Source organism: Vibrio sp. MACH09 (assembly GCF_033238805.1).
Lineage (GTDB): Bacteria > Pseudomonadota > Gammaproteobacteria > Enterobacterales > Vibrionaceae > Vibrio.
Map to the genome: position 1 here is coordinate 793278 of NZ_BSFZ01000001.1, position 13358 is coordinate 806635.

General features: G+C 42.5%; 10 protein-coding genes. All 10 read left to right on the top strand.

The genetic code is table 11. From position 1 onward, the window contains the following. Nucleotides 1-14: 14 nt before the first annotated feature. Nucleotides 15-2432 carry an outer membrane protein assembly factor BamA gene (gene bamA, locus CHJ_RS03625; RefSeq protein ID WP_317916894.1) on the top strand — a complete coding sequence of 806 codons (2418 nt, stop codon included), beginning with the start codon at nucleotides 15-17 and terminating at the stop codon, nucleotides 2430-2432. Nucleotides 2433-2444: 12 nt separating this feature from the next. Next, complete coding sequence (locus CHJ_RS03630; protein WP_317916895.1) at nucleotides 2445-2951, top strand: OmpH family outer membrane protein; 507 nt, start codon at nucleotides 2445-2447, stop codon at nucleotides 2949-2951. Between the two features lie 5 nt (nucleotides 2952-2956). After that, on the top strand, nucleotides 2957-3976 hold the full coding sequence (lpxD, locus tag CHJ_RS03635; RefSeq protein ID WP_171753134.1) for a UDP-3-O-(3-hydroxymyristoyl)glucosamine N-acyltransferase: 1020 nt from the start codon (nucleotides 2957-2959) through the stop codon (nucleotides 3974-3976). Nucleotides 3977-4097: 121 nt separating this feature from the next. Beyond that, a complete protein-coding gene (gene fabZ, locus CHJ_RS03640; RefSeq protein ID WP_171753177.1) occupies nucleotides 4098-4529 on the top strand; it encodes a 3-hydroxyacyl-ACP dehydratase FabZ in 432 nt (143 codons plus the stop codon). Between the two features lies 1 nt (nucleotide 4530). Further along, nucleotides 4531-5319, top strand: coding sequence for an acyl-ACP--UDP-N-acetylglucosamine O-acyltransferase (lpxA, locus tag CHJ_RS03645; RefSeq protein WP_171753135.1), 789 nt, complete (start codon nucleotides 4531-4533; stop codon nucleotides 5317-5319). Between the two features lie 196 nt (nucleotides 5320-5515). Next, complete coding sequence (gene lpxB / locus CHJ_RS03650; protein ID WP_317916896.1) at nucleotides 5516-6661, top strand: lipid-A-disaccharide synthase; 1146 nt, start codon at nucleotides 5516-5518, stop codon at nucleotides 6659-6661. Between the two features lies 1 nt (nucleotide 6662). Continuing rightward, nucleotides 6663-7271, top strand: coding sequence for a ribonuclease HII (rnhB, locus tag CHJ_RS03655; RefSeq protein ID WP_411861535.1), 609 nt, complete (start codon nucleotides 6663-6665; stop codon nucleotides 7269-7271). Nucleotides 7272-7344: 73 nt separating this feature from the next. Beyond that, nucleotides 7345-10824, top strand: a complete 3480-nt coding sequence (gene dnaE, locus CHJ_RS03660; RefSeq protein WP_317916898.1) for a DNA polymerase III subunit alpha — start codon at nucleotides 7345-7347, stop codon at nucleotides 10822-10824. Nucleotides 10825-10866: 42 nt separating this feature from the next. Further along, nucleotides 10867-11826, top strand: coding sequence for an acetyl-CoA carboxylase carboxyl transferase subunit alpha (gene accA, locus CHJ_RS03665; protein ID WP_171753139.1), 960 nt, complete (start codon nucleotides 10867-10869; stop codon nucleotides 11824-11826). A 176-nt stretch (nucleotides 11827-12002) separates the two neighbouring features. Next, a complete protein-coding gene (gene tilS / locus CHJ_RS03670) occupies nucleotides 12003-13352 on the top strand; it encodes a tRNA lysidine(34) synthetase TilS (protein ID WP_317916899.1) in 1350 nt (449 codons plus the stop codon). Nucleotides 13353-13358: the final 6 nt, after the last annotated feature.

Consider the following 13358-nt stretch of genomic DNA (forward strand, 5'->3'; position numbering starts at 1 on the left):
TATTCATAACTGGTATGGCAATTAAGCAATTACTACTCGCCTCTATAATTGTTGCGAGTTCAGCTGTTAGTGGTGCTGAACAATTTGTCGTGAAAGATATTAAGGTCGAAGGATTACAACGTGTTGCACTGGGTGCGGCGTTGCTAAAAATCCCAGTTCGAATTGGTGACTCTTTAGGTACACCGGATGTCTCAGCGATCATCAAAGCCTTGTATGCCTCAGGCAATTTTGAAGACGTAACCGTATTACGTGACAATGACGTATTAGTCATTCGGGTTAAAGAGCGGCCGACTATTGCAAGCATCTCTTTTTCGGGTAATAAAGCGATTAAAGAAGAGCAACTGCAGCAAAATCTTGATGCATCAGGCATTCGTGTCGGAGAGGCGCTCGATCGAACTACGCTAAGTGAAATTGAAAAGGGTCTGGAAGATTTCTACTACAGTGTTGGTAAATACAATGCTTCTGTACAGGCGGTTGTGACGCCTTTACCAAGAAACCGTTCTGATCTTAAATTTGTCTTTTCTGAAGGGGTTTCTGCAAAAATTCAGCAGATAAACTTTATTGGCAATGAACTGTTTAGCGACGAAGAGCTGTTAAACCTATTTGATCTTAACGTTGATCTCTCTTGGTGGAACTTTCTTTCTGATGATAAGTATCAAAAGCAAGTGCTGGCTGGTGATATAGAAAAACTCACATCTTACTATCTGGATCGAGGCTATTTGAAGTTTAAAATTGACTCAACTCAGGTGTCGATCTCTCCAGATAAAAAAGGTGTTTATATCACCTTGAATATCGATGAAGGAAAGCTATATACCGTAGACAGTGTCAGTTTTAAAGGTGAGCTGATTGGTAAGGAAGCGGAGTTTAACAAACTGGTTCCGTTCAAGTCTGGAGACACTTATAACGGCTCTTTGGTTACTCAACTTGAAGAGAGCATCAAAAAGGTTCTAGGTGAAGCTGGTTATGCCTACCCTAAAGTCTATACTCAGCCTAAATTCGATGATGACAAACAGCAGGTTGAATTAACGATCTTTGTTGAAGCTGGAAACCGAATTTATGTGAGAGATATTCGTTTTACTGGTAATAATGCCACCAAAGATGAAGTTTTACGTCGTGAAATGCGTCAAATGGAAGGCAGCTGGTTAAACTCTAAATCTTTAGAAACCAGTAAAAATCGTTTAAACCGTCTTGGCTTCTTTGAAACGGTTGATGTTCAAACGGTTAGAGTACCAGGTACTGATGATCAGGTTGATTTAGTCTACAACGTTAAAGAAGCGAACTCAGGTAGTATCAACTTCGGTATCGGTTATGGTACTGAGTCGGGTATGAGTTTCCAAGTTGGTTTGCAACAGGATAACTTTGCCGGTTCTGGAGATCGCGTTGGTATCAGCGCCATGATGAATGACTACCAGAAAAATTTAACACTAGAATATCGTGACCCATACTGGAACTTAGATGGTATTAGTTTAGGTGGCAGGGTGTTCTTCAGTGAATTTGAAGCAGCTAAAGCGGGTATCGTTGATTATACCAACCAGAGCTACGGAACGGGGTTAACTTGGGGCTTCCCATTCGATGAGCTAAACTTCTTTGAGTTTGGTGTTGGGTATAAGCACAACAAGATCTCTAACCTCGATGCTTATGTGCAGATTGAGCAATTCCTTGCCTCTCAAAAGAGTAATATCGACAGTAATGGTAATTTGAAGGTTGATGACTTTGATTTCTCAATCTCTTGGAGTCGAAACAATTTAAACCGAGGCTTTTTCCCAACGGCGGGTAACCACCAAAGTGCTTCGTATAAAATGACAATACCGGGTTCAGATGTTCAGTATTTTAAAACTCAGTATGATGTTAGACAGTATATTCCACTAACTCAAAAGCATGAGTTTACGTTACTGCTACGTGGACGCTTAGGTTATGGCAATGGTTATGGTAAAGGCAGCGACGGCAATGATAACCTGTATCCGTTTTATGAAAACTTTTATGCAGGTGGCTTTACCAGTTTACGTGGATTTAGTTCGAACTCAGCAGGTCCGAAAGCTGTCTATAACGAAGGGGTTGGTAATAACCCTAACTATATAGCGACCGACGATTCGGTTGGTGGTAATGCTATCGCGCTTGCCAGTGTTGAGTTAATTGTACCTACTCCATTTGCCTCTGAAGGGGTGAGGAGCCAAGTAAGAACAAGCGTGTTCTTTGATGTGGCAAGTGTTTGGGATACGGAGTTTAATTATCGTACGCCAGATGCCAACATGTCGGGTAAAGACTATTATTATGATTATTCAGATCCTATGAATTATCGTTCGTCATATGGAGCTGCATTGCAGTGGATGTCCCCAATGGGACCGCTGGTTTTCTCTGTTGCAAAACCAGTTAAAAAATACAAAGGGGATGATGAGGAGTTCTTCACATTCACTATTGGTAAAACCTTCTAAAAGGAATACATTTTGAAAAATATCGTTAAAGCGGCTGGCATTAGTCTAGTAATTGGTTGTTCTTTTTTTGCAAATGCAGCAGAAGCAGCACAAAAAGTGGGTTATATCGGTACTGCGTATATCGTTAAAAATATGCCACAGCGTGAGGCGATTATGAGTAAGCTCCAAGGTGAGCTGAAAGATGACAGAGCTGAGTTAGAAAAAATTAGCGCAGATATCAATTTGAAAGCCCAGAAAATTGAGCGTGATGGCGCTTTGTTGGGTGCTGAAGGTGTTCAGAAACTGAAAATTGAGATCAGCTCTTTACAAGCGGAAGGTAAGATCAAGCAGGACGCGTACCAACAGAAAGCACAAGCACTTGAGTTTCAAGCTCGAAACGAAACATTGGCGCTGATTCAGAAAGCTGTTGAGAAGATCGCTAAAAAAGAAGGGTTTGATATGGTTATTGACGCGCAATCGCTGCAATATGCCAATCCGGATCTAAACTTAACTGATAAAGTACTCGCTGAACTTAAGTAATTACTATGTCTAAAATCTCTCTTGCAGAATTAGCGTCAATCACCGGCGGCCAACTTTATGGTGACGGTTCGGTGATGATTTCTGCGGTATCGGGAATGAATACCGCGAAAGATGGTGATATCACCTTCCTCTCTAATGCTAAATACAAAAAGCGTTTGGGTGAGTGTGTTGCTTCAGCCATTATGGTGAAAGAGTCTGAAAAAGATCTTTGCAACGGCAACGTATTGGTAGTGAATGATCCTTATCTTGCTTATGCTCTAGTTGCGCAAGCTTTGGATACCACTCCAGCTGCCGCTATTGGAATCGATAGCACTGCTGTTATCGCATCTGACGCCGTTCTTGGTGAGAATGTTGCGGTTGGTGCCAATAGTACAATTGAGTCTGGTGTTACGTTAGGTGATAACGTGACGATAGGCGCAGGATGTTTTGTTGGTAAAAATGCCACTATTGCCGCCAATAGTCAGCTGTGGGCAAATGTGACCATATACCATGGCGTACAAATTGGTGAGTCTTGTTTGGTACAGTCTGGAACAGTCATTGGCGCTGACGGCTTTGGTTATGCAAATGATCAAGGTGAGTGGGTTAAGATTCCTCAATTAGGTAGCGTAAAAATTGGCAACCGAGTTGAAATCGGCGCTTGTACCACGATTGATCGAGGGGCTTTAGACGACACCATTATTGAAGACAACGTCATACTGGATAATCAATTACAGATAGCGCATAACGTGCATATCGGTTATGGCACAGCAATGGCTGGTGGTACTGTGGTTGCGGGAAGTACCTCAATTGGTAAATACTGTATTATCGGCGGTGCTTGCGTAATTAACGGTCATATTGAGATTGTGGACGGTGTTACGATTACGGGGATGGGTATGGTTATGAGAAGTATTTCTGAAAAAGGAATATACTCTTCTGGCGTACCTCTTCAGCCTAATAAAGAGTGGCGAAAAACCGCAACTCGTGTTCATCGAATTGATGAAATGAACAAACGACTAAAATCTGTAGAGAAGAAACTGGAGATGTAACGGGTTTATTCTCATACAAGGTCTGCTTATCGCGGACCTTTTTCAATTATATTCAAATGTATTATTATCAATAAATTGATATGTAAATAGGAACTTGGCTTTGACTACTGAAAAGAAAACCATGGATATCACTCGAATTCAGGAATTGCTTCCTCACCGTTATCCATTTTTGCTTATTGATCGCGTAACCGATTATGAAGAAGGTAAATACCTTATTGGTTTAAAAAATGTGACGGTCAATGAGCCTCAATTTACAGGCCACTTTCCGAAACTTCCAATATTCCCTGGTGTCCTTATTTTGGAAGCAATGGCTCAAGCTACAGGTTTGTTAGCGTTCGCGACATTCGGAGCGCCAAGTGAAAATGAACTATACTATTTTGCTAGCATTGATAAAGCCAAATTTCGTAAGCCAGTAAGCCCTGGCGACCAGTTAATAATTGAAGTTGAGTTTTTGAAAGAGCGCAGAGGCATCGCGATGTTTAATGGCGTTGCCAAGGTAGATGGTGAAGTCGTGTGCTCAGCCGAACTTAAATGTGCGCGTAGAGAATTTTAATATGATAAATGAAACAGCTCAGATTCATCCAACAGCAATTGTTGAAGAAGGCGCAGTTATTGGAGCGAATGTAAAAATTGGCCCGTTTTGCTTTGTCGATAGTAAAGTTGAAATTGGAGAAGGAACTGAACTGCTTTCTCATGTTGTGGTGAAAGGCCCGACAACCATTGGCAAAGATAACCGTATTTTCCAGTTTGCTTCTGTCGGTGAAGCTTGCCAAGATTTAAAATACGCTGGTGAAGATACTCGACTTGTCATTGGTGACCGTAATACGATTCGTGAAAGTGTCACAATGCATCGTGGTACGGTACAAGATACAGGTATTACTATCGTAGGTAGCGATAATCTGTTTATGATTAACGCCCATATTGCTCATGATTGTGTTGTGGGCGATCGCTGTATCTTTGCTAATAACGCTACGCTAGCCGGTCATGTGAAAATTGGTGACCATGCCATCATTGGTGGTATGTGTGCAATACACCAATTTTGTCATATAGGTGATCATGCCATGCTTGGTGGTGGGTCTATTGTTGTTCAAGATGTCCCTCCATATGTTATGGCTCAAGGCAATCATTGCGCACCATTCGGTATTAATATCGAAGGTTTGAAGAGACGTGGCTTTGAAAAGAAAGAGATTCATGCCATTCGTCGAGCTTACAAAGCCCTTTACCGCAGTGGAAAAACCGTTGAAGAAGCTAAATTGGATATCGCGGCAGAAGCAGAGCAGTTTGACGGTGTGAAATTGTTCTTAAACTTCCTAGATAAATCAGAACGTGGAATTATTCGTTAATTAGTAGTGAAGTTGTAATAACGAATGACACGTTGGCTGACAGTCATGATGGAAAAAGATCGCCCTTTTGCGATCTTTTTGTTTATATCCACTCTGCTTAATCAAAGTCATTATGATTAAGCTACCATTCAGCCCTTGATACGATTGATATAAGCTAATCTCAAATCGGATAGATTAATAACAGCAGGAAAAGCGAATGTCGGATAACGCTCAATTAAGAATAGGTATTGTCGCAGGTGAGCTATCGGGAGATACCCTAGGCGAAGGGTTTATAAAAGCGATCAAGCTTCGCTACCCTAATGCTGAATTTGTCGGTATTGGCGGCCCTAAAATGAAAGCACTAGGCTGTGAATCGTTATTTGATATGGAAGAGCTAGCCGTGATGGGGCTGGTTGAAGTGTTAGGACGATTGCCTCGACTAATTAAAGTCAAAGCTGAGCTTGTTGGTCATTTTACGCAAAACCCACCTGATGTATTTATTGGTATTGATGCGCCAGACTTTAATTTGAGATTAGAAAAAGATCTAAAAGATGCCGGCATCAAAACGGTCCATTACGTGAGTCCGTCGGTATGGGCATGGCGGCAGAAGCGAATTTACAAAATTGCGGCAGCGACAAACTTGGTACTGGCTTTCTTACCTTTTGAAAAAGCATTTTATGACAAATTTAACGTACCATGTGAGTTTATAGGCCATACGTTGGCCGATGCTATTCCACTTGAAAGTGACAAGAATGAAGCACGACTAAAACTAGGCTTACAGTTAGATAAGCGCTGGTTAGCCGTTCTTCCCGGAAGTCGAGGTTCGGAAGTCTCTATGCTGGCAGAGCCGTTTATTAAGGCGTGCCAGATGTTGAGCCAGCGTCATCCGGATTTAGGTTTCGTGGTTGCGGTAATTAATAACAAACGCAAAACTCAATTCGAGCAGGTGTGGAAAAGTATTGCTCCTGAACTCTCATTTGTCTTAGTGGAAGAGACGGCCAGAAATATTATACAAGCCGCGGATACCGTTATGCTGGCATCAGGTACCGTCGCGCTTGAGTGTATGCTGATAAAAAGACCAATGGTAGTCGGTTATAATGTGAACCGAATTACCGCGTTTATTGCCAAACGATTAGTAAAGACAGATTATGTTTCCTTACCAAATATTCTGGCTGAACAGCCGTTGGTTAAAGAGTTTTTGCTGGAAGAGTGTCATCCTCAAAATCTTTGTGACGAAGTAGATAGATTGCTAACAAGTGATAATCAGCCATTGATAGACAAGTTCACTGAAATGCATCAATGGATAAAAAAAGATGCCGATACCCAAGCGGCAAATGCAGTATTAAACTTAATTGGAAAATGAGATGACTAAAGAGCTTCCTCCTTTTGAATACCCGAATGGGTATCAATTATTTGCGGGTGTGGATGAAGTCGGCAGAGGCCCGTTAGTGGGCGATGTTGTTACTGCTGCTGTGATACTTGATGCTAATAACCCGATAGAAGGTTTGACAGATTCGAAAAAACTGTCTGAGAAAAAACGGCTGGCACTGTTTCCAGAAATTCAACAAAAAGCACTGGCTTGGTCGGTGGGTCGCTGCTCACCAGAAGAGATAGATCAGCTAAATATCTTACACGCTACCATGTTAGCCATGACACGAGCTGTAGAAGGGTTGAAGCTTCAACCTGATTTCGTATTAATCGATGGTAATCGAACTCCTGATTTGGTGATGGCATCTCAAGCTGTGGTAAAAGGCGATCTCAGAGTGGCAGAGATCAGTGCGGCATCCATAATCGCAAAAGTTGTCAGAGATAAAGAGATGGAAGCGCTGGACATTGAATATCCTCAATTTGGCTTTGCCAAGCATAAAGGCTATCCAACCAAAGCCCATTTTGAAGCAATTGAGAAACATGGTGTTATCGCACAACATCGAAAAAGTTTTAAACCGGTAAAGAGAGCTTTAGGGTTAGAATGATCCCATTGCTTGGCTATACGTTTGAGGCGATAGCTAATCCACCACAATAATTAATGATTGAGCAGTAAAATAGATGTCAGATCCAAAGTTTATACACTTACGCGTACACAGTGACTTTTCCATGGTGGATGGACTATCCAAAGTTCCTCCATTAGTGAAGAAAGTGGCAGAAATTGGTATGCCTGCAATGGCTTTGACAGATTTCACTAATTTATGTGGTTTGGTGAAATTTTATAATACCGCTCATAATTGCGGTATTAAGCCTATTATCGGAGCTGATTTCAAAGTCCAATCAGTGGAATTTGGTGATGAGCTAACCAACTTGACGGTTTTGGCTAAAAATAATAAAGGCTACAATAACTTAACGCTGCTAATCTCTGAAGCCTATCAGAGGGGGCATGTACAGCATCAACCCGTTATTGATAAGTCTTGGTTAGTTGAGCATTCCGAAGGGCTGATTTTGCTGTCCGGCGGAAAGCAAGGAGATATCGGAAAAGCGCTGTTAAAAGGCAACCGCGCACTAGTAAATAAGTGTGTTGATTTTTATCAGCATCATTTTCCTGATCACTATTATCTAGAAGTCACGCGAACGGGTCGAGTTGATGAAGAGAGCTATCTCCATTTTGCCGTTGAGTTAGCTGAAGAGACGGAACTGCCAGTCGTTGCCACTAATGAGGTGATGTTTCTAAAAGAAGACCAGTTCGATGCTCATGAAATTCGTGTTGCCATCCATGATGGCTTTACCCTTGACGATCCTCGCCGACCAAAACTCTACAGTGCGCAGCAATATCTTCGTACTGAAGAAGAGATGTGCCAGCTTTTCTCTGATATTCCAGAAGCGTTACAGAACAGTGTTGAGATAGCGAAACGTTGTAATGTTACCGTGCGCCTAGGGGAGTACTTTCTTCCTAACTTCCCAACGGAAGGGATGAAGATAGAGGATTATTTGGTTAAAAAGTCCCAAGAAGGGTTAGAGGAACGATTAGAGTTTCTTTTTCCTGATCCTCAGACACGCCTGCAAAAACGTCCAGAATATGATGAGCGACTGCAAATTGAGTTGGATGTGGTTAACCAAATGGGCTTCCCCGGTTACTTCCTTATCGTAATGGAGTTTATCCAGTGGTCAAAAGATAACGATGTGCCTGTTGGTCCCGGGCGTGGTTCTGGTGCGGGTTCTTTAGTGGCTTATGCGCTTAAAATTACCGACCTTGATCCGTTAGAATATGACCTGCTATTTGAACGATTCCTTAACCCAGAACGTGTCTCCATGCCCGATTTTGATATCGACTTTTGTATGGATAAGCGAGACCAAGTTATTGACCATGTGGCAGAAATGTATGGTCGTGATGCGGTATCTCAGATCATTACCTTTGGTACTATGGCGGCAAAAGCAGTAATACGAGACGTGGGTAGGGTGCTAGGGCATCCATATGGTTTTGTCGACCGAATCTCTAAAATGGTGCCACCTGATCCGGGGATGACGTTAGAGAAAGCGTTTAAAGCGGAACCTCAGTTACCTCAAGTCTATGAAGCAGATGAAGAGGTAAAAGAGCTGATTGATATGTGTCGCATTCTTGAAGGTGTGACGCGAAATGCCGGTAAACATGCTGGTGGTGTGGTTATTTCTCCCACTACAATTACCGATTTTGCCCCAATTTATTGCGATGCGGAAGGCAACTTCCCCGTAACACAATTTGATAAAAATGATGTTGAAACAGCAGGTTTGGTTAAGTTTGATTTTCTCGGCTTAAGAACCCTCACCATCATTGACTGGGCGTTAGGCTTGATCAATCCACGTATGGAGCGAGAGGGTAAACCTTTAGTCCGTATCGAGTCTATTCCTCTGCAAGATGAGGCTTCCTTTAGGATATTGCAAAACTCCGAAACTACTGCGGTATTCCAGTTGGAATCCCGGGGAATGAAAGAGCTCATTAAGCGTCTACAACCTGATTCATTTGAAGATATTATCGCCTTGGTGGCACTATTCCGTCCCGGCCCTCTGCAGTCGGGAATGGTAGATAACTTTATTGATCGTAAGCACGGTAGAGAGGCGATCTCGTACCCAGATGAAACATGGCAACATGAATCGTTAAAAGAGACCTTGGAACCTACCTACGGCATTATTTTATACCAAGAACAGGTTATGCAGATCGCTCAGATTCTTGCTGGTTATACCTTGGGTGGAGCGGATATGCTTCGTCGTGCCATGGGTAAGAAAAAACCAGAAGAGATGGCGAAGCAACGTGCTATTTTTGAGCAAGGCTCTATCGACAATGGCGTTGATGGCGAGTTGGCGATGAAAATCTTTGACTTGGTGGAGAAATTCGCCGGTTATGGATTTAACAAATCGCACTCCGCTGCCTATGCTTTAGTGTCATACCAAACCTTGTGGCTAAAAACCCACTATCCAGCTGAATTTATGGCCGCAGTAATGACGGCGGATATGGATAACACTGAAAAAGTGGTTGGTTTGGTGGATGAATGTATACGGATGAACCTTACTGTATCGCCACCGGATGTAAATGTTGGCTTATACCGTTTTAATGTTGATGAAAATGGTGCTGTTGTTTATGGTATCGGTGCCATTAAAGGTGTAGGTGAAGGCCCTATTGAAAGCATCATTGATGCAAGAACAAAGGATGGCCACTTTAAAGATCTGTTCGATTTTTGTGCCCGAGTTGATCTTAAGAAAGTGAATAAAAGAGTCATTGAGAAGCTCATTCAAGCAGGCGCGTTGGACAAGCTTGGACCACATAGGGCGGCAATGATGGCCTCTGTGGATGATGCAGTGAAAGCTGCGGGTCAGCACAACCAAGCAGAAGCGTTTGGCCAAGCGGATATGTTTGGCGTATTAACTGACGCACCCGAAGCGGTAGAGCAAGCTTATGCTCAAGTGGCAAAGTGGCCAGAGAAAGTGTGGTTAGAAGGGGAGCGAGAAACACTAGGCTTATATTTAACCGGACATCCGATAAATGCCTATATAAAGGAACTTTCTAAATACACCAGTTGTCGACTTAAAGATGCGACACCGACTCGCAGAGATCAATCGGTTACTTTATCTGGTTTGGTTATAGCGGCTAGAGTGATGACCACTAAACGTGGAAGTCGAATTGGTTTAATGACTTTAGATGACCGTTCGGGACGAATTGAGGTAATGTTGTTCTCTGATTCTCTCGATAAGTATGCTGAACTACTAGAAAAAGACAAAATTTTAGTGGTTTCTGGACAGGTCAGCTTTGATGACTTCAATGGTGGCCTTAAAATGTCCGCTCGCGAAGTTATGGAATTAGGTGAAGCTCGAGAGAGATATGCTCAAGCGCTCTCCATCTCCATAAGTCAATCGCAGATAGATGAGCAATTTTTTGACAAATTTAGCAAAATATTGGAACCGCATAGAGCGGGTACTATACCTGTTAATGTTTATTATCAACGGCCAGATGCTCGAGTGAAGCTCGCTCTGGGGGTTGAGTGGCGTGTTACGCCAAATGACAATTTAATTGATGAATTGAAACTGCTACTTGGATCAAGCCAAGTAGAACTCGAATTTAACTAAGATCCGCTGCTTACAGAGCAACGGAATATAAAAGGATTCAAGATGAGCCTGAATTTTCTAGAATTTGAAAAGCCTATAGCAGAGTTGGAAGCAAAAATTGAAGCGCTTCGCGATGTTTCACGCCACGGTGGTGATACATCTGTGGATCTGGATAAAGAGATCGCACAACTTGAAGAGAAAAGCTTAGAGCTTAAAAAGAAAGTATTTAGTGATTTGGGCGCGTGGCAAGTTGCACAGCTTGCTCGACATCCGCAGCGACCATATACGTTAGATTATATCGATAGCGTTTTTACTGAGTTTGATAACTTGTCTGGTGATCGTGCTTTTGCTGATGATAAAGCGATTGTTGGTGGTATCGCTCGCTTAGATGGACAACCAGTGATGGTTATTGGACATCAAAAAGGACGTGAAACCAAAGAGAAAGTAATTAGAAACTTTGGTATGCCTAAGCCTGAAGGTTATAGAAAAGCATTGCGTTTAATGGAGATGGCAGAAAGATTTAACATGCCAATTATCACCTTCATTGATACTGCGGGTGCTTACCCAGGCGTTGGGGCGGAAGAGCGTGGACAATCCGAAGCTATCGCTAAGAATCTAAAAGTTATGTCTGGCCTAACGGTTCCGGTGATTTGTAATGTCGTTGGTGAAGGTGGCTCAGGTGGTGCATTGGCTATCGGCGTTGGTGATTACGTTAATATGCTGCAGTACTCTACATATGCGGTAATTTCACCAGAAGGTTGTGCCTCTATTCTGTGGCGTGATTCGGATAAAGCCCCACAAGCTGCAGAAGCTATGGGGTTAACAGCAGACCGTCTTAAAGAGTTAGAACTGATTGATGAGATTATTGAAGAACCATTAGGCGGTGCTCATAGAGATCCAATTCAGATGGCTCAAAATATTAAAGCTACGCTTTTAAAACAGTTGGAAGATCTGCAGCAACTCGATAGCGATACTTTACTAGAACGTCGCTATCAACGTTTGATGAGCTACGGCTACTGTTGATAAATTAGCTATTGTTAAATCGATTGTGATAGACGAACAGTGAAAGTGAAGCGGGTGATAAGCCCGCTTTTTTATTGCTGTTTTTCTATTTGTTGGACTTTTTCGAGTGATTGAGTTCATTTTGGCCGTATAATTGACCCGATAGCTATTTAATTTACTGAATAATAGGCCCTGCATTGATTTATTCGCATTTCAGCTCTGTTCTTGACTCATCTACCCTGCACACACATGGCAAAGTTGTGCTGGCTCTTAGTGGGGGTGTGGATTCCCGCGTGTTGCTGCATTTGTTGGCTCATTATCGGAGCAAACATCCTTCTCTAATATGCCAAGTTGTTCATGTACATCATGGCCTTAGCGACAATGCTGACTCATGGAGTGAGCAGTGCACGGTATGGTGTGAAGAGTATAGTTTTGATTTTAAAGTAGAGCGCGTAACCCTCAATCTTGGCAATCAAATAAGTACAGAACAAGAAGCTAGAGTACAACGCTATCAGGTGCTGGAGAAATATGTCGCTGAAGGTGATGTGCTATTAACGGGTCAGCATGCGACGGATCAAGTAGAGACATTCTTGTTGGCATTAAAACGAGGTAGCGGTCCAAAAGGGCTCTCTTCAATGCCTGTATCGACGGTATTTTCTCAAGGTCATCTTGTTCGACCTTTATTAGCGATATCTAGGCAGCAAGTGTATCAATTTGCACAGGATGAGAAGCTTGATTGGTTAGAAGACGAAAGTAATAACGATATAAAATTTGACCGTAACTTCCTTCGCCATCATGTTGTTCCAGTACTTACTGAACGCTGGCCTGAGATTGAAAAGTCAGTAGGGCGCAGTGCCAAGCTGTGTGCTGAGCAAGAACAATTAGTAAACGAACTGTTAGAAGAGAAGCTGAGTTTCTGTCTACAAGCTGATAAGAGCTTGGCGATTGATGCTTTGTCTCAGCAGAGCGAGTTAGCTCGTAAACAGCTTATTCGTATGTGGCTGAAAAGACAGTCTTGTCTGATGCCTTCATATAAACAGTTGGAGCTTATTTGGTCGGAAGTGGCGCAAGCTAAAAAGGATGCGAATCCAACACTTGGTATCGCAAGTGGCACCATTCGCCGGTTTCAACATGCGCTCTATTTTGTTGCACCACATTGCGATGTAAGCCATTGGACTGGAGAGCTTCACTGGCAACAGCCTCTTAAGCTACCTGACAATTTAGGTGAGTTGCTGTTTGTCTCTATAGAAAGATCGCAAGCTGAAGGGACGGCTAATGAGAGAGTAGAGAAAATGACGCTACGCACGCCTAGTGAAGAAGAAACCGTCTCTGTCACTTTTGCACCTGAGGGGCTATTGGCTCATCCTGCGACCAGAACTCACAGTCGTAAGTTAAAAAAACTTTATCAGGAGTATGGCGTACCGACTTGGCTGAGAAAAAGAACGCCTATAATTATGTATAACGACAAAATTGCCATGGTAGGTGATCTGTTTGTAGACAAAAATTTTCACGGTCATGATTGTGAAATAGTATGGAATAAAGTATAAGAAAAT